Consider the following 17,535-nt stretch of genomic DNA (forward strand, 5'->3'; position numbering starts at 1 on the left):
CTGCGCGGGTCAGAACTTCGGCAGCGCCGCCGAGGCGTGGACGCGCTCCCGGTCGTGGAACCCGAAGCCGGCGCCCTCGCGCCGGTACAGCTCGGCGTAGCGCTCCACCCGGTCGCGGTCCAGCTCGACGCCCAGCCCCGGGCCCGTGGGCACCGTGAGGTGGCCTCCGGAGTAGTTCGTGGCCGCGCCGCCGAAGCCGGCGACGACGTCGTCGGCGAGCAGGGCGCCGTAGGCCTGGTGGGCGGGGCGGGCGTTCGGCGTGGCCGCGAGCGCGTGCACGGCGGCCGCGAGGGCCACCCCCAGCTCGCCGAGGCTGTGCTTCACAACCGGCAGCCCGGCCGTCTCGCACATCCCGGCGGAGCGGCGCAGGTTCGCGAGGCCCCCGTCCATCTGGTTGTCCACCGAGATCACGTCGGCGGCGCCGGCCCGGATCACGGCGAGCTGGGCGTGCCGGGTCCAGGAGGCCTCGTTGGCCAGCAGCGGCACGTCGATGCGTGAGCGGACGTAGGCCATCTCGGCGAGGTTGCGGCCGGAGACCGGCTGCTCGACGAGCTCGAGGTCGTAGCGCGCGAGCTCCCGGATCACGCGCACCGCCGAGCCCGGCGACCAGGCCTCGTTGGCGTCCACCCTGATCCGCGCGCCGGGCCCGGCGCCGTCGCGGAGCGCGGCGACGCGTTCGACGTCCCGGCGCGGGTCGTCGGAGCCGACCTTGAGGTAGCAGGTGGAGAACCCTGCCTTCGTGGCCCGGCGGCCCTCCTCGGCGACCTCGTCGGCGTCGGAGCGGGCCACGTACCAGAAGAACTCGACGCTGTCGCGGAACCGGCCACCGAAGAGGTTCACCAGCGGCTGGCCGCACACCTTGCCCGCGATGTCCCAGCACGCCATCTCCACCGCGGCGATCGCCGGGCTGCTCGCGCCGACGTGGTGCCAGGTGCCGACCACGTCGATGCGCCGGACGAGCTGCTCGATGCGCAGCGGGTCGGCGCCGAGCACCAACGGCTCCAGGCTCGCGAACACGGAAAGCACGATGTCCGCCGACGGGTACGTCGCAGCCTCGCCGAGCCCCACGACCCCCTCGTCGGTCTCCAGCTCGAGCAGGACGCTCACCTGGCCGCGGCGCCTGCCGAACGCCCAGACCTCGTCCGCGCGGAACGGGACGGCGACCGGGGTGGTGCGCATGCCGGTGATCCGCATCAGGCCACCACCGTGAGCTCGCGCGCGACGGTCGTCAGCAGCTCGCACCCGTCGTCGGTCACGAGCGCGCTGTCGGAGACGACGTGCCCGACCGGGCGCTCGACCCACGACATGAGGTGGAAGACCATCCCGGCGACCACCTCGACGTCCCCGCCCGGCCGGATGCCGAGCACCTCCGGGCCGCCGACCCAGCTCGGCGGGTAGCCGATGCCGACGAGGTAGCCGCAGTGGTGCCGGCGTGGCATCCCGCCCACCGCGCGCTGCCACGCGGCGAAGACCTCGCCGGTGCGGATGCCCGGCCGCAGGGCGGTGCGGGCGGCGGCGAGCCCGGCGAGCGCGCGCTCGGAAGCCTCGACGGCCCCGGACGGCGCGTACCCCGGGTAGACCGTGCGCGACAGCGGTGCGTGGTAGCGGCGCACGCAGCCCGACAGCTCCACGAAGAGCCCGTGGCCGGGGCGCAGCGGGCGGTCACCCCAGGTGACGTGCTCCTGCCCGAGCATGGCGACGGGGCGGATCAGCGGGACGAAGCCGGGCGACTCGCCCCCGGCCGAGATCATCGCGTGGTACGTCGCCGCGGCCACCTCGCGCTCGGCCGCACCCGGGCGCGCGGCGGTGATCCCCGCCCGCATCGCGGCGTCGGACACCCCCGCCGCCCGGCGCGCCCAGCCCGTCTCGGTGGCCGACTGCACGGCCCGGGCCGACGCGAGGAGGCCGGTGCAGTCCACCCAGCTCAGTGCGGGGAGCGCGGCGCGCAGCGCATCGAGCACCGCGGGCGGCAGGAACGACCCGCGTCCCTCGACGCCCACCGTCCCGCCCTCCGGCACGATGTGGGCGAGCGCGCGGACCGCCGCGTCCGCGGGGTCCTCGCCGTCGGCGAACGTGACGTGCCGGACCTCGGGCACCTGGGCCACCACGGTGGCTCGCTCCATCTCGCGCGTGACGAGCACGGGTTCGCCCTCGGCAGGCAGCACGACCATCGTGAAGGCGAAGTAGCCGAGGTGGTCGAGTCCCAGCAGGTAGTACACGTTCTCGGGGCTGGTCAGCGCGACGGCGGTGAGACCGCGGGCTGCCATCGCGGCGCGCAGCGCGGTGGTGCGGGCCTGCCGCTCGGGGTCATGGAGCGGGGCCACCAGTGGGGCGGTGATCGTCACCCGCGAAGGGTGCGGCCGCGGCGGTCTTCAGGACAAGTGACGGTTTCTTCCGAGGATCAGTAGCATCACTTCATGTTGGAACCACGCAGGCTGCGGCTGCTCCGGGAGCTCGCGAGCCGGGGCACGATCGCCGCCACCGCGCAGGCGTGCGGGTACACGCCCTCGGGGGTCTCGCAGCAGCTCGCACTGCTCGAGCGCGAGGTGCGCACGCCCCTCCTGGTGCGCGCGGGCAGGCGGGTGGCGCTCACCACGGCCGCCCGGGTGCTCGTCGACCACGCGGAACGCGTGCTGGCCGAGCTGGAGGCCGCCGAGGCGGCGCTCGCGGGCCTCGCCGGCTCGGTCCGCGGCACGGTGGGGCTCGCGGCGTTCCCCACCGCGGCGGCGGCGTTCGTCCCGGCCGCGATCGCGCGCTGCCGCGCCGAGCACCCGGACCTGCGGGTGATCCTCTCCGAGCTGGAGACCGACGAGGCCGTGGCGGCCGTGCGGTCGGGCGGGATCGACCTCGCGCTCGTCTACGAGTACGCGGTGCTCCCCCGCGTCGCCGAGCCCGGCGCCGACGTCGAGCCGCTGTTCACCGAACCGCTGCTCGCGGCCCTCCCCTCCGGGCACGGCGCGCCGGAGCAGGTGTCGCTCGCGATGCTGCGCGACCAGGCCTGGATCGCCCCGCACAGCGACACCGCGCTGCGCGCCGTGCTGGACCGCGCCTGCGGGCTGGCGGGCTTCGCACCGACCGTCGACTACGCGAGCGACGACTACACGGTGATCGTCGCGCTGGTGGCCGCCGGGCTGGGGGTGGCGCTGCTGCCGCGGCTGGCCACCGAGGCGCTGTCCGCCGACGTCCAGCTACGCCCGGTGCTGGACCCCCCGTTGACGCGCACGATCTCCCTGGTGACCCGCAAGGGCAGCGCCGGAAACCCCCCGATCGCAGCCGTAGCAGCCGCCATCCGGAGCGCTGTGGAGCCGTAGTGCTGCCCTGACGGCCTCTCACACAGCGGTGTGGCTCCACAGTGCCGAGATGGGCATGATCCACAGCCGGCCGCCCAGATGGCTCGGGGCCGGAGCAGTGCACAGCACCAGGCCTGCCGCGAAGTCTCCGCCCATGCGCTGCTCCAGCAGACGCAACCCGCGGAGGTCTTCGGCTCGGACGGTGGCGCCGGCCTTGACCTCGACTCCGACGACTCGACCGTCACCGGACTCCAGAACGAGATCGACCTCGGCGCCATCGCGGTCTCGAAAGTGGTACAGGCTCGGCCGCGTCGAGGACCACTCGGCCTGGGCTCGCAACTCCCCTGCGACGAACGTCTCGACAAGACGCCCTGCGAGCTCGGCGTCAGCACGGAGCCGCCCGCCGAGCAGCCGCGCAGCGAGACCGGTGTCGGTGACCGTCACCTTGGGCCGGTGCACGACCCGCGCGGTCAGATTGGTGGACCACGCGGGAACGGTCTGGACGAGGAAGACGCCTTCGAGGTGCGCGAGGTAGCTATCGGTGGTGGGACGGGACAGCCCGATGTCGCGCGCCAGGTCGGCGATGTTGAGCTCACCTGACGTCCGGGCCGCACACAGCCGCAGGAGCCTCGGCAACTCGCGCAGGTACGTGGCATCGGTGACGGTGCGCACCTCGCGGTCGATGACGCCCTGGACGTAGCTGTCGTACCACGCCGTGCGCCGTCGATCGGTTCTCTCGAGCGCCGGGATGAAACCTCCTGCCATCGCCCGCTCCAGCACCTCGGACTTCGGCACGGCGGGTGGGCGGATCCCGGAGAGGTCGTCGCCGAAAGCTCGGTCGATCAGGCCCGGTGCCGCCCCACCACCGTCATCCAGCTCCGCCTGGGTGAACGGCCACAGGGTCAGCGCTTCCATCCGGCCCGCCAGTGAATCGGCGAGCTTGGGTGCTCCGAGGAGGCGAGTGGATCCGGTGAGCAGAAACCGGCCCGCCCGCCGTTCCCGGTCGACCTCCGCCTTCACCGCGAGCAACAGCTCCGGTACGCGCTGCGCCTCGTCGATGCCGACCAGTCCGGTTCGTCCGCTGACGAACCCGACGGGATCGTTGCGTGCAGCGTCGAGAACGGCCGCGTCGTCGAGGGTGAGCCACGTCCCCCCGGCATCGGCGACTACGTGTTCGGCAAGGGTGCTCTTGCCGGCCTGCCGCGGACCGGCGACCACGACGACCGGGGTGTCGGCCAGCGCATCCCGGAGGGGACCGATGAGTGAACGGGGCCGGTACACGCCGTCAGAATAGCGCCCTGCTCTGCGTTTCGCGGTCTCCAGCCCTGCAATCCGCGACCCGGTCTACTGCGATTCGCGCCGAACGCGCCTGCGATCCGCGGGCAACGGACCTGCATATCGCGCTCACGGCTCCGGCGCCTCCTTCACCCGCGCCACCAGCTGCGTGGGGTTCACGTAGCGCAGGGCGATCACCAGGAGGACCAGCATCGTGCTCGTGTAGATCACGGCCATGGCGTCCACCGACTGCTGCGCCCTGATCCCGGCGGCCGACATCGAGTAGTACAGCGCCACCACCAGGGTCTGCGAGTCCGGCCCCGCCGTCAGGAAGGTCAGCTCGAACATCCCGACCGTGCGGACCAGCACCAGGATCGACGCGGCCAGGATGCCCGGCACCAGCAGCGGGCCGAGCACGCGCAGGAACAGCGCCCGCATGCCGGCCCCGCACATCCGGGCCGCCGACTCGATGCTCGGGTTGATCTGCTCGATGAACGGGGTCATCGTGAGGATCACGAACGGCACCGACGGCACCAGGTTCGCCAGCACCACGCCGGACATGTTGCCGGCGAACCCGTACTTGTAGAGCACGGTGGCGAGCGGGATGCCGTAGGTGATCGGCGGCATGAGGATCGGCAGCAGGAACGCGAAGTACACCAGGTTCTTGCCGGGAAAGGTGCGCCTGGCCAGCACGTAGGAGGCGGGCACCCCGATCAGCACCGAGATCAGCACGACGAGCAGCGAGATCTGCAGCGTGACGACCACGACGTCGAACAGGTGGAAGCTGGTCCAGGCGTCGGCGTACCAGTGCGTGGTGAAGCCCGCCGGCAGCCAGGTGCCGAACCACTGCGTACCGAAGGAGCTGATCAGCACGGACCCGACCACGCCGGCCAGGTTGACCAGGAAGAACGCGACGGCGCCCCACACGAGCCATGCCCCGGGGCTCGCGACGATCCGGCGTCGCGTGGGGACGACGGTGGCCATCAGCCCTTCCCTCCCGTCGTGCCGGTGTAGAGCCGCGACCGCCACAGCAGCACCACGGCGATGACGATCAGCTCGACCGCGCCCATCACCATCGCGATCGCCGAGGCGAGCGAGTAGTCGTACTGCTCGTACGCGGCCTGGTAGGCGGCGAGCGCGAGCACGCGGGTCTCGCCCGCCGGGTTGCCGACCAGCACCGCCGACGGGAACACGCTGAACGCCAGCACGAAGGCCAGGCAGAACGTGGTGGCGAGGCCGGGCGCGAGCAGTGGCAGCGTGATGTAGCGGAACCGCGCCTTCCAGTCGGCGCCCAGCGTGGCCGCCGCCCGTTCCAGCGTCGGGTCGATCCCGGACAGGTAGGACAGGATCAGCAGGAACGCGAACGGGAACCCGGTGATCACCAGCGAGAAGAACACACCCCAGTAGTTGCCGACCAGCCGCGCGGGTTCGTCCACGCCGAGGCCCGTGAGGACCTTGTTGAACCAGCCTGCCGGGCCGAGGAAGTTGAGCAGGCCCTGGGCGGTGAGCACGGTGCCCAGCGTGATCGGCACGACGAGCACGGTGGTGAGCAGCCGCTTGCCGCGGAACCGCCCGCGCATCCGGTACGCGATGGGCACCGACGCCAACACGTTCAGCAAGGCCGCAGGCAGCGAGAGCCCGAGGGTGATCCAGATCGTGCCGCGCTGGTACGGGTCGGAGAAGAAGGCCCCGTAGCTGGCGAGCGGCCCGCCCTCCTCGGGCGCGAACGAGAGCTGCAGCCCGTAGAGGAACGGGTAGAGGAACAGCAGCACGACGAACAGCACGGCCGGGGCGAGCAGGAGCAACTGCCGGTCCACCCCGCGCTCGGCGAGCCGGTGGCGAAGGGCGGGTACCTGTGGGGTGCGCTCGGCCCGGTGGAGGGTGGCGGTCACGCGCCACCCCCGGCCCCGAACGACAGCATGGTGGCCTCACTGGCACAACACGGCAGCAAAGCCACCATGCCGGCATTCAGGAGGGCCCTCATCCCGCCACCTCCGCCAGCTCCGACGGGGCCGGTTCCGCGGCCTCCCTCGGGTAGACCAGCAACCGCTCCGGGGCGACCGCCAGCGTCACCGCGTCGCCGGGGGCGAGGCGCTGGTCGGTGCGCAGGTGGAGGGCGCGGCCGGTGCCGGTGCGGGCCTCGACGGCCAGCTCGCGGCCCTGGTACTCGACCACGTCGACGGTGGCGGTGATCCGGTTCTGCCCATCGGCCTCGACGACCAGGACGTCCTCGGGGCGCACCGCCGCGACGACCGAGGCCCCGGCCTCGACCGGGGACATCGCGGTGCCGACGAGCCGCAGGCCCTCGCCCTCGAGCACCACCTCGTCACCGGACGCCTGCGCCGCAGTCATCTCGACCATGTTGCGGAACCCCATGAAGTCGGCGACGTGCCAGTTGGCCGGCCGGGCGTGCAGGTCCTCCGGCGTGCCGATCTGCTGCACCCGGCCCGCCCGCAACACGACGAGCCGGTCGGCGAGCGAGAGCGCCTCCTCCTGGTCGTGCGTGACGTAGACGGTGGTCAGCCCGAGCGACTGGTGGAGCCTGCGGATCTCGGTGCGCATCTCCAGCCGCAGCTTGGCGTCGAGGTTGGACAGCGGCTCGTCCATGAGCACCAGCGAGGGCTCCAGCACGACGGCCCGCGCGATCGCCACGCGCTGCTGCTGCCCGCCCGACAGCTGCCCGGGCAGCTTGTCGACGTGCTCCTCGAGCTGGACGAGCCGGATCGCCTCGGCCGTGCGGCGCGCGACCTCGGCCTTCGACAGGCGCCGCATCTGCAGCCCGAACGCGACGTTGCGACGCACCGACATATGCGGGAAGAGGGCGTAGTTCTGGAACACCATGCCGAACCCGCGCTTCTCGGGCGGCAGGACGTCGATCCGCTTCTCCCCATCGGAACGGCGCTGCCAGATGCTGCCCGATGTGAGCGGCAGCAGGCCGGCGAGGCAGTTCAGCGCCGTCGACTTGCCGCACCCGGACGGCCCGAGCAGGGCGATGAACTCGCCCGCCCGGATCGTGAGGTCGAGATCGGCGAGCGCGTCCTTGCCGGAGAAGCGGCGCCCGACCCCGTCCAGGCGCAGCTCCTGGAACCCAGGGGTCATGAGTTGCCTCCGCCGATCTCGCGGTCCCACCGGTCGAACGCCGCGACCATGTCCTTCGTGGCGAGCGGGGTGGCCTTGGGGTTGTTCGCGATCAGCGCGTCGTACTCGGGACGACCGAACTGCCGGATCACCTGCTGCGACTCCGGCGGCGCCATGTCCAGGGTGACGCCGTCCACGGCCGGGCCCGGGTAGAAGTAGCCCGTGTCGTAGGCCTTGGCCTGCTCCTCCGGGGTGAGCATGAACTGGATCAGCGCGAGCAGGGCGGCCTGCTTGTCGGCCGAGACGCCCTTCGGGATCGCGGCGTAGTGCGCGTCGGTGACCCACGTGAAACCCTCGAGCGTGCCCACCTCGTACTCCGCCGGAACGGTGCCGAGCGCCCGCGGGTTGATGTCCCACCCGGTGGTGCTGACGATGATGTCGTAGGTGCCGTTGGCCAGGTTCTTCATCGTGTCCGACGTGCCGGACGGGTAGGACGTGATCGTCTTGTCGAGCTCGGCGAGGTAGGCCCAGGTCTTGTCCCACCCGTTCACCGGGTCCTTGGGGTTCGAGTCGCCGAGGATGTAGGGCAGGCCCATCAGGAAGGTGCGCCCCGGCCCCGAGTTGGACGGGCGCGCGTAGCCGACCTTGCCCGGGTGCGCCTGCGCGTACGCCAGCAGCTCCTGCGCGGTCTTCGGCGGGGTGGCCACGCGGTCGGGCGCGTACTCGATGAGCGGTCCCGAGGGGTAGTAGGTGACGACCACGCCCTGGTCGGCGGCCAGCTCCTGCATCGCGGCCGCGGGCTCGAGGTAGGACTTCATACCCGAGAGCCGGTCGGCGAACTGCGGCAGCAGCGGGGTGAACAGCCCCTGCTCGGTGCCGGCGGACAGGCCGTCGGTGCCGGTGAGCACCATGTCGATGCCGAGCCTGCCCGCGTCCTGCTGGGCCTTGATCTTGCCGGCCATCTCGGGCGCCGCCGCCTTCTCCGTGGTCACCCGGGAGACGATGTCCGGGTTCTTCGCCACGAAGTCGTCGATCATCCCCTGCGTGAGCTGCAGGTTGCCGGCCACGTCGAGGATGTTGAGCGTCACCGGCGCGGACGGCTTGTCCGGCACCTGCCCGGCAGGCACCTCCGTCGAGCCCGGCTTCTCCGGGGCGCCGCAGCCGGCCACCAGCAGGATCGCGCTGATCCCGCCCGCGGCGAGTGCCCTGCGCCATTGCACGGTCATCGGGTGGTTCCCTTCGTCGGGGGCGCGACCTCGGTGGTGGCGCGCACGATGAGCTGGGTGGGCAGTTCGCGGTGCAGGGGGCTCCCGTCCGCGCCCGCGTCGAGCAGCGACAACAGCAACCCGACGGTGGCCCGGCCCGCGGCCCGTTTGGGGACGGAGACCGTGGTGAGCGCGGGGTGGCTCATGGCCGACATGCCGATGTCGTCGCAGCCGACCACGCTCATGGCCGACGGCACCGGGATGCCCCGGGCACCGAGGCGGCTGAGCAGGCCGAGCGCCACCAGGTCGTTGTAGGCGATCACGGCCGTGGCCCCGGACGCGACCGCGAGGTCGGCCGCCGCGACCCCACCCTCGAACTGCGGCGGGAAGTGGCCGAGGTGCACCAGCTCGACGTGCCCCGCCTCGGCGCTGCGGTGCAGCCCCTCCTCGCGCTGCGTGTTGGACCACGACGTGCGCGGGCCCGCGACGAACGCGACCCGGCGGTGCCCGAGCGCCACGAGGTGCTCGAGGGCCTGGCGCATGCCGTCGGCGTTGTCGACGGTGACGCTGGGCCGATCGCCCGCCCTCCGGTTCATCAGCACGATGGTGGAGTCGGAGTCGACCGCGGCGAGCTCGTCGTCGGGCGCGCGCGGCGAGCACAGGATCAGGCCGTCCACCTGCTTGGCGAGCGCCCGGAGCAGGTCGGCCTCCACGCCGGCCTCCTCGTCCGTGTCGGCGATGAACACCGAGTGGTCCGCCGCCCGCGCCGCGGCCTGCACGCCCTTCACGACCGCCGCGAAGAACGGGTTCGACAGGTCGGGGACGATCAGGCCGAGGTTGCCGGTGCGGCCGGTGATCAGGCCGCGGGCGGCCCGGTTGGGCCGGTAGCCCAGCTCCCGCGCCGCAGCCTCCACGCGGGCCCGCGTGGTGGGTCGCACCAGCTCGGGCATGGACAGCGCGCGCGAGACGGTCGCCTGCGACACCCCCGCCGCATGGGCGACGTCGCGGATGGTCGCTGCCACGAGTCCCCCGTCGTTGGTCCGCTGTTGCGTGCGGAAGTCTGAAACCGTTTGCGGACGGCGTCAAGACCTGACCTACAGGCGAGTCGACTTCGTTGCAGGACGACCGGTGTAATCCGCTGCAATCCTTTCCAGAAGGTTCAGCGGACGCGGATCGCCGGGACGTCGGGCTTGCCGTACTCCTCGCGCAGGGCCGGGAGCAGCTCGCGCTCGGCGAATGTGAGGTAGTCGGGCTGCGTGTCGCCCCCCACCTGGACCAGCGCGACGTGGGTGAAGCCCGCGTCGACGAACGGGCGTACCACCTCGACGTGCGCCGCGACGTCCGGGCCGCAGGGGATGGCGCCCGCGACGTCGCCGGGTTTCACGAACTGGGTGGCCGCGGCGAATGCAGCCGTGCCGGGCAGCTCGGCGTTGACCTTCCAGCCGCCTGCGAACCAGCGGAACTGGTCGTGCCCGCGAGCCACCGCCGCGTCGCGGTCCGGATCCCAGCAGATCGGCTGCTGGCCGATCTTGGGCAGCGTGGTGCCCGCGGCGGCGTCGAAGCCGCTCACCAGGTCCGGCAGCGGCTCGACGGCGATCATCGCGTCGGCCACCGGCGCGAACGCCGCCGCCGACTGCTCCCCCGACACCGCGACCGCGATCGGCACGCCACCCTCCGGGCAGTCCCACAGCTTCGCGGAGTCGACGCGGTAGTGCTTCCCGCTGCGGTTGACGTAGCCGCCGGTGAACAGCTCCCCGATGATCTCGACGGCCTCGCCGAGCATCTCGTGGCGCACGTTCACCGGCGGCCAGCCCGCTCCCACCACGTGTTCGTTGAGGTTCTCCCCAGCCCCCAACCCGAGGCAGAAGCGCCCCTCGCCTGCGAGCAGCGCCACCGTCGCCGCCTTCTGCGCCACCACGACGGGGTGGTATCGCATGATCGGGCACGTCACGTACGTCATCAGCGGGATCCGCTCGGTGGCGGCGGCCACCGCTCCCAGCACCGGCCAGGCGTGCGGGGCGTGTCCCTGGCTGTCGAGCCACGGGAAGTAGTGGTCGCTGATCACCGCGAAGTCGAACCCCGCGTCCTCGGCCCCGACGGCGTCGGACACCAGCTCGCGCGGTCCACGCTGCTCGCAGAGCAGGGAGTAGCCGAAGGCGACCATCGTCCGTCCTCTCGCGTCGGGAGTGGTCCCGAAGCGATACCCGCGGACAGGGGCGCTTACGCCGCGCTGCTGAGGCGCTGCGCCATCGCGCGACCGGTCTCGACGGCGCGCTCGTGGGCGCGGACGCGCAGCGCCGCGGCCGTCTCGCGCAGCTCGGCCATCGCCGGGTTGACGTCGGCGAGGGTCAGCTCGCACTCGACCACGGTGAGGTCGACGTGGAAGACGTCCTCGAAGATCCGCCGCAGGTAGGGGGTGGCGTGGTCCCAGCCCTCGCGCGGCGTGCCGGCCCCGTACCCGCCACCGCGGGCGATCACCAGCGAGACCGGGTGGCCGGCCAGCGGGCTGCTGTCCCCGCCCGGCCGCAGCTGCGGGGACGTGAGCAGCAGGTCGATCCAGGCCTTGACGTGCTGCGAGATGCCGAAGTTGTACAGCGGGACGGCGATCACGGCGGCGTCCGCGGAGATGAGCTCGTCGGCCAGCTCGACGGCGAGGGCGAGCGCGGCGCGTTGCTCCGGCGTCTGCTGGTCCTCCGGCAGGTGCTGCGCCGTGGCCGCGTTCGGCCAGGCGTCCGACGGCAACGGGTCCGCTCCGAGGTCGCGGCGGAGCACGGCGTCGTCCGGGTGGTGGTCGGTCCAGGCCCGCTCGAGGCTGTCGGCGACCTCGCGGGTCACCGAGCCCTCGCGGCGGATGGAGCTGTCCAGGCGGAACAGGGTCATCGTGGGTCCTTCCCGGGGAGCCGTGCTGTCGGCCCGATCTTCTGTTAAGCAGACGATCGTGTCAACAGAGCATCTCGCGGAGAACATTCCCCGGTACGATCGAGGTGTGACCAGCCCCTCGAACGTCGAGTCCGACCTCGGCTGGGCGCTGGGCACCGTCACCCGCTCCTACCTGCGCACCGCGGCGGAGGCGGTGGCCGACGTCCCCGGCGGTCCCCGGGGCTACCAGGTGCTCTCCTCGGCGGCCGTGGGCGACGCGGGCAGCCAGCTGGCGATGGCCCAGCGCCTCGGCGTCGACCGCACGGTGATGACCTACCTCCTCGACGATCTCGAGAAGGCGGGGCTGGTCGAGCGCAAGCCCGACCCCGCCGACCGCCGCGCCCGCCGCGTGGTGCTCACCGAGCACGGCCGGGCCAGGCTGTGCGACGTCGAGCGCAGGCTGCGCCGGGTCGAGGACCACGTCCTCGGCCCGCTGGAGCCCTCCGAGCGCGACACCCTCCGCACGCTGCTGCAGCGCCTCGCCGTCGCGAGCGGCGAGGAGCGAGCCGACGCGTGCACCGTGGCCGAGGAGATCGAGAACAGCTGCTGAGGCATCGACCGGCCCCATCCCGGGTAGGCGGGGACCATGGCCGATGTCGACGACGAGCTGTGGGCCGAGTTCCACCGGGTGGTCAACATGACCTCGCGCGAGCTGTCGGAGTGGCTGCGCACCCGCGACGCCGGCGAGGAGGGCGAGGAGCTGCCCGACCAGGCCGGTACGCCCACCGGACAGCAGGTGCTCGCCATCCTCGGCAAGCGCCGCCAGGACCTGACGCCGCACGACACGGACGTGATGCAGCGCGTCGTGGACCGCGTGCACGCTCAGCGCCGCGACGACCTGGAGCCGACCGCCGGCCAGTCCGGCTGGCGCCACCGCCTGATGTCGCTCGGGCACGACCCGCTGAAACCGGCCGGGGCCTGAGCCCCGACGGTCGCAATCAGCACACCGAATCGTCGCTGGCCCCGGCCGCCCGCGACGCTGCCCGTAGGGGCCGCAGAGGCTCGGAGGTCATAGGTCGCGCCGGCGATCGCGCAGCGACGCCGGAGGCGCCCTCGACCTCCGAGGGGCCGCCCCGCACCATGCGCGGCGCGGCCAGGAGGCCGGCGAGAAGGACGCCACGGTCTTGCACACAGCCGTGACGCACTGCCCAGCCACGAGGCCCGGTCAGCCGGAGAAGTCTTCGCGAGCATGATCGGGAGGGGAGATCGTCGTCCAACGATCTTCGAGAGCAATCGTTCACCCTTGATCTCCCTGCGGCCGGGTGCCCGCGAGACCCGGCGCGGGGCGCCCGGGGCGATCACGTGGTGCCCCGCCGCGTGAAGAGGAGCTCGATCAGGCCGGCGTTGTCCTCGTGCCCATGGCCCTCGGCCGCCCGGCGCAGCATCAGCGGGTGGAGCGGTGCGAGCAGCTCGGGGCTCACGCCCTGTTCGTGCGCCGCATCGATCAGGTTGTGGTAGGCGGCGGCCTGCATGCCGAGGTTCGAGACGACATCGCGGGTGTAGTCGCGGGCGTCCACGAGCTGGGCGGTGCGTTCCTGTAACCCGCCGACGGCGGCCATCCAGCGCTGCAGCAGCGGCGCGAACCCGGTGGCCGCGACGCCGGCCGAGCGGACCATGGCGAACGCGTGCAGCTCCCCCATCATCGCGCCGTACATGGCGCTGAGCAGGGCGATGTCGTAGAGCGCCGCCCTGCCGTGGTCCGGCCCGACGTACCGGCTCTCGCCGAGGGCGTCGAGGGTCTCGCGGTGGGTCGTGAAGGCCTCCTCCGGCCCGCTGTAGAGCACGAACGCTCCGGGGGCCCCGATCATCGGGGGGACGGCCATGATCCCGCCGTCGAGCAGAGCGAAACCGTGGGTCCGCGCCCACTCGCCCAGCTCGCGGCCCTGGCCCGGGGTGCCGTTCGTCAGGTTCACGACCACGCGCCCGGCGAGCGCGGCGCGCACCGGGTCCAGCGTCTCGTGCACGGACCGGTGGTCCCACAGGCAGACCACCACGAGCCCGCTCGCCCGGACCGCCTCCTCCACCGCCGCGGCCTCCGTCGCCCCGCCGGCCACCAGGTCACCCGCCTTGCCGGGGGTGCGGTTCCACACCGTCACCGGCCGGCCCGCGGCGAGGAACGCGCGGGCGAGGGCCGATCCCATCGCGCCGAGACCGAGCACGGTCACGGACTTCTCGTCTGTCATGCCACGAGCGTCGGTGGCGGGGCGCACGGCCCCCGCACGATCGGCGCACGGCGAGGGCGGTGTCGGTGCGGCTAGTGGTCGCCGCCGGAAGTATCGGTGCGTACATCGGCGGATCCAGGTTTCCGCTGGGTGCGCCGGCGGGCCGGCCTCGTACTGGACGTACTCGGCCGGTTCGCCGGCGCGGCCAGCGGGAAGCTGGGCGTCGAGATGCGTGCCGTACTTCCGGCGGGGACCACTGGGCTAGTTACCGTTGCGGGGTGCGATTCGGGGTGCTCGGCCCGCTGGCCGTCTGGGCGGCCGACGGCAGCCCGGTGCGGGTGCCCGAGCGGAAGGTCCGCGCCCTGCTGGCCGACCTCATCGTCCACGAGGGGCGGCCGGTGGCCGTCGAGCGGCTCGTCGAGCACCTGTGGGGTGGGCGGGAGCCCGCCGACCCGCTGAACACGCTGCAGACCAAGGTCTCGCAGCTGCGGCGCACGCTGGGGCGCGACCTCGTCGTCCGGCAGCCACCGGGCTACCTGCTGCGGCTCGAGCCCGGCGCGCTCGACGTCCACCGGTTCCGCGCGCTCACCGCGCGGGCCCGGGAGGCGCCGGACGTGGGCGAGCGCGCCGCTCTGCTCACCGACGCGCTGGCGCTGTGGCGCGGCCCGGCGCTCGCCGACGTCCGTGACGAGCCGTTCGCGGCCGCGGCCGCGGCCCGGCTCGACGAGGAGCGGCTGGCCGCCGAGGAGGAGCGCGCCGAGGCGCTGCTCGCGCTCGGCGGAGCCGAGCTGGGTCCGCTGGTCGCCGAGCTTGGCCAGCTCGTGGCCCGCCACCCGCTGCGGGAGCGGCTGCGCGGTCTGCACATGCGCGCGCTCTACCGCGCCGGGCGGCAGGGCGAGGCCCTCGCCGGGTTCGCCGCGCTGCGCTCCGCCCTCGTCGCCGAGCTCGGGCTCGAACCCGGGCCGGAGCTCGTCGCCCTGCAGCGCGCGATCCTCGCGCAGGACCCCGCGCTGCACGGTCCGCCCGCGCGCCCGCGGCACACCGTCGCGGCCCCGCTCACCGAGCTGGTCGGCCGCGAGGAGGCGGTCGCCCGGGTGCACGAGCGGCTCCGCGTGGCGCGGCTCGTCACGCTCACCGGCCCGGGAGGGGTCGGCAAGACGAGTCTGGCGGTGGCGGTCGCCCGCGAGCAGCCCGCCGCCTGTCTCGTCGAGCTCGCCGGCCTCGACCGGCAGGTCTGCCCCGAGGACGAGTGCCCGGCCGAGCACTGGGTCGTCGCCGCGGTGGCGGGCGCGCTCGGGGTCCGCGACTCGGGTGACCTCGTGCACCGGGTCGCCGAGGCGCTCGCCGAGTCGCCCACGCTCCTGGTGCTCGACAACTGCGAGGAGGTCGTCGACGCCGTCGCCACGATCGCCGGGAGGCTGCTGCGGGCCGTGCCCGGCCTGCGGGTACTCGCCACGAGCCGGGAGCCGCTCGGGGTGGCGGGCGAGGTGCTCCACGAGGTCCCGCCGCTCGAGCCGCCCCCGGAAGGCGGCGACCTCGAGGCCGTGCGGGCGTCGAGCGCCGCCCGGCTGTTCGTGTCCCGCGCCGCCGCGGTGGCGCCCGGGTTCGTCCTCGACGCCGGCACCGCACCCGCGGTCGCGGCGATCTGCCGGCGGCTCGACGGGCTGCCGCTCGCGCTCGAGCTCGCCGCGGGGCGGGTGCGGGCCCTCGGCGTGCACGAGCTGCTGGCGCGGCTCGACGACCGGTTCGCGCTGCTCGCGGGCGGGCCGCGCGACGCACCCGACCGGCAGCGCACCCTGCGCGCCGTGGTCGACTGGAGCTGGGAGCTGCTCACGCCCGGCGAGCAGGTGGTGCTGCGGCGCCTCGCCGTGCACCCGGAGGGCTGCGACCTGGAGGCGGCCGAGGCGATCTGCGCGGGCGGCGGCGTGGGTCCCGGCGAGGTACTCGACCTGCTCACCCGCCTGGTCGACCGCTCGCTGGTGGTCGCCAAGGCTCCGCGGTTCCGGCTGCTGGAGACGGTGGCGGCGTACGGGCTCGAGCGCATGGCCGAGGCGGGCGAGCTCGACCGCGTCCGGCAGCGCCACAGCGCCCACTACCTCGCGCTCGCCGAGCGGGCCGAGCCGGAGCTGCGCGGCGCCGACCAGCGGCGGTGGCTGGAGCGGCTCGACGCGGAGGCCGCCAACCTGCGCGCCGCCGTCGACCACCTCGTGCAGCAGGCCGACGGCGCCGAGCAGGCGTTGCGGCTGGTGCAGGCGCTGTGCTGGTACTGGTTCCTGCGGGGGCGGACCGGCGAGGCGGTCCGGTCGCTGCGCGCCGCCCTCGCCGTGCCCGGTGCCGCGCCGGAGGGCGCCCGGGCGCAGGCCGCGGCATGGCTCACCGCGCTGCGCGTGCTCGACGGCGAGCCGGCCCGCGACGCCGCGCTCGACGTCTCCGCCGTCACCGACCCGGTGGCGAGGGCCCGCGCCCAGTGGTTCCTCGGCCACGCGCTCACCACCGTGGCCGACGGCCGGGCCGGACCGCCCACGTGCGCCGCCCTCGCCACCTTCGAGGCGCTGGGCGACCGGTGGGGCATCGCGGCCGCACTGGCCGACCGGGTGAGCCAGTCCTTCTACGCCGGTGCGCGGGAGCACGCCGAGCGGGCCGCTGCGCTGTTCCGCGACGTGGGTGACCGCTGGGGCCAGGTGCAGACCACGTTCGCGCTGGGTGCCATCGCCGAGCTCGCCGGCCGCTACGCCGACGCCGCGGAGCAGCACCGCGCCGGCCTGCGGATGGCCGAGGAGCTCGGCCTGTGGGCGGAGGTCTCCTACCAGCTGTCCTGGCTCGGCCGGGTGGCCCTGCTGGAGCGGCGGTTCGCCGAGGCCGACGACCTGCACCGGCGCGCCGTGGACACGGCCGTGGCGCACGGGTTCGCGCCCGGCCGGATCTACGCCCTCACCGGCCTCGCCCTCGGCGAGCGCCGCACCGGGCGGCTCGACGCCGCCGAGCGGCACCTCCTCGAGGTGCTCGATTGGCACGTCGGAGCCGGCGCCGAGATCGCCACCACGCTGATCCACGCCGAGCTGGGTTTCGTCGCGGAGCTGCGCGCCGACGCCGATGGCGCGCTGCGCCACCACCTCGCCGGGCACGCCGTCGCCCGGCGCAGCGGCGACCCCCGCGCGCTGGCCCTCGCGCTGGAGGGGCTCGCCGGGGCCGTCGTCCTCGCCGGAGCACCGCGGCACGCCGCCCGGCTGCTCGGAGCGGCTGCCGCGGCGCGGGAGGGGGTCGGCGCGCCGCTGCCGCCCGCCGAACGCGGCGACGTCGACCGGATCACGGCGGCCGCCGCGGGCACGCTCGGGGAGGCCGCGTTCGCCGAGGAGCTCGCCCGCGGCGCCGTCACGGGCCCCGACGAGCTCGTCGACGCGGCGACGTCCGCGGCGACGTCCGATCCCGCGCACCGAACCGCCCGTACAGCGCCACGACCGGCGTGAGCAGGCCCGCCGACCCCACCAGCGCGGTGGTGAGCGACACGGCCGCCCCGATCACGCCGAACACCGGCCCGCCCGCGGCCTGCCCGACCGAGTTGGCCGACCACGGTCCGAGTGCCCCACACCTTTCCGGACCTGCGTG

The 17,535-nt window shown here is 73.8% G+C and carries 15 protein-coding genes; 4 read left to right on the top strand and 11 right to left on the bottom strand.

Features of this window, described 5'->3' with window-relative positions:
- Positions 1-9: 9 nt before the first annotated feature.
- Positions 10-1,194: a mandelate racemase/muconate lactonizing enzyme family protein gene (locus tag ABEA81_RS14285; RefSeq protein ID WP_345605517.1), complete on the bottom strand. Its 1,185-nt coding sequence runs from the start codon at positions 1,192-1,194 to the stop codon at positions 10-12.
- Positions 1,194-2,345 carry a M24 family metallopeptidase gene (locus ABEA81_RS14290; RefSeq protein ID WP_345605518.1) on the bottom strand — a complete coding sequence of 384 codons (1,152 nt, stop codon included), beginning with the start codon at positions 2,343-2,345 and terminating at the stop codon, positions 1,194-1,196. The genes ABEA81_RS14285 and ABEA81_RS14290 overlap by 1 nt, the downstream gene beginning before the upstream one ends.
- A gap of 72 nt (positions 2,346-2,417) precedes the next feature.
- On the opposite strand from ABEA81_RS14290, the gene ABEA81_RS14295 reads away from it, so the two are divergent.
- The gene (locus ABEA81_RS14295; RefSeq protein ID WP_345605519.1) at positions 2,418-3,311 is read left to right on the top strand and encodes a LysR family transcriptional regulator; all 894 of its coding nucleotides are present in this window, start codon (positions 2,418-2,420) and stop codon (positions 3,309-3,311) included.
- A gap of 18 nt (positions 3,312-3,329) precedes the next feature.
- Here ABEA81_RS14295 and ABEA81_RS14300 read toward each other — a convergent pair whose 3' ends face one another.
- The 8 genes from ABEA81_RS14300 to ABEA81_RS14335 form a co-directional block, all read right to left on the bottom strand.
- On the bottom strand, positions 3,330-4,508 hold the full coding sequence (locus ABEA81_RS14300) for an ATP-binding protein (RefSeq protein ID WP_345605520.1): 1,179 nt from the start codon (positions 4,506-4,508) through the stop codon (positions 3,330-3,332).
- A gap of 186 nt (positions 4,509-4,694) precedes the next feature.
- Entirely contained in the window at positions 4,695-5,549 is an 855-nt protein-coding gene (locus ABEA81_RS14305) for an ABC transporter permease (protein WP_345605521.1), read from the bottom strand.
- Positions 5,549-6,457, bottom strand: coding sequence for an ABC transporter permease (locus ABEA81_RS14310; RefSeq protein WP_345605522.1), 909 nt, complete (start codon positions 6,455-6,457; stop codon positions 5,549-5,551). The genes ABEA81_RS14305 and ABEA81_RS14310 overlap by 1 nt, the downstream gene beginning before the upstream one ends.
- An 88-nt stretch (positions 6,458-6,545) precedes the next feature.
- On the bottom strand, positions 6,546-7,664 hold the full coding sequence (locus ABEA81_RS14315) for an ABC transporter ATP-binding protein (protein WP_345605523.1): 1,119 nt from the start codon (positions 7,662-7,664) through the stop codon (positions 6,546-6,548).
- Positions 7,661-8,869, bottom strand: a complete 1,209-nt coding sequence (locus tag ABEA81_RS14320) for an extracellular solute-binding protein (RefSeq protein WP_345605525.1) — start codon at positions 8,867-8,869, stop codon at positions 7,661-7,663. Before ABEA81_RS14320 ends, ABEA81_RS14315 begins: the two co-directional genes overlap by 4 nt.
- Positions 8,866-9,870: a LacI family DNA-binding transcriptional regulator gene (locus ABEA81_RS14325; RefSeq protein WP_345605526.1), complete on the bottom strand. Its 1,005-nt coding sequence runs from the start codon at positions 9,868-9,870 to the stop codon at positions 8,866-8,868. Before ABEA81_RS14325 ends, ABEA81_RS14320 begins: the two co-directional genes overlap by 4 nt.
- A 137-nt stretch (positions 9,871-10,007) precedes the next feature.
- The gene (locus ABEA81_RS14330) at positions 10,008-11,012 is read right to left on the bottom strand and encodes a TIGR03557 family F420-dependent LLM class oxidoreductase (protein ID WP_345605527.1); all 1,005 of its coding nucleotides are present in this window, start codon (positions 11,010-11,012) and stop codon (positions 10,008-10,010) included.
- Positions 11,013-11,068: 56 nt separating this feature from the next.
- Positions 11,069-11,728 carry an FMN-dependent NADH-azoreductase gene (locus tag ABEA81_RS14335; RefSeq protein ID WP_345605528.1) on the bottom strand — a complete coding sequence of 220 codons (660 nt, stop codon included), beginning with the start codon at positions 11,726-11,728 and terminating at the stop codon, positions 11,069-11,071.
- A 106-nt stretch (positions 11,729-11,834) separates the two neighbouring features.
- Here ABEA81_RS14335 and ABEA81_RS14340 point away from each other — a divergent pair, with 106 nt between their 5' ends.
- Positions 11,835-12,317 carry a MarR family winged helix-turn-helix transcriptional regulator gene (locus tag ABEA81_RS14340; RefSeq protein WP_345605529.1) on the top strand — a complete coding sequence of 161 codons (483 nt, stop codon included), beginning with the start codon at positions 11,835-11,837 and terminating at the stop codon, positions 12,315-12,317.
- Between the two features lie 36 nt (positions 12,318-12,353).
- Complete coding sequence (locus ABEA81_RS14345; protein WP_345605531.1) at positions 12,354-12,689, top strand: DUF3140 domain-containing protein; 336 nt, start codon at positions 12,354-12,356, stop codon at positions 12,687-12,689.
- A gap of 376 nt (positions 12,690-13,065) precedes the next feature.
- On the opposite strand, the gene ABEA81_RS14350 is transcribed toward ABEA81_RS14345, so the two are convergent.
- Complete coding sequence (locus ABEA81_RS14350) at positions 13,066-13,950, bottom strand: NAD(P)-dependent oxidoreductase (protein WP_345605532.1); 885 nt, start codon at positions 13,948-13,950, stop codon at positions 13,066-13,068.
- A 257-nt stretch (positions 13,951-14,207) separates the two neighbouring features.
- On the opposite strand from ABEA81_RS14350, the gene ABEA81_RS14355 reads away from it, so the two are divergent.
- Entirely contained in the window at positions 14,208-17,396 is a 3,189-nt protein-coding gene (locus tag ABEA81_RS14355; protein WP_345605533.1) for a BTAD domain-containing putative transcriptional regulator, read from the top strand.
- Positions 17,397-17,535: the final 139 nt, after the last annotated feature.

The organism is Pseudonocardia adelaidensis, from assembly GCF_039543345.1.
In the GTDB taxonomy this organism is placed as follows: domain Bacteria; phylum Actinomycetota; class Actinomycetes; order Mycobacteriales; family Pseudonocardiaceae; genus Pseudonocardia; species Pseudonocardia adelaidensis.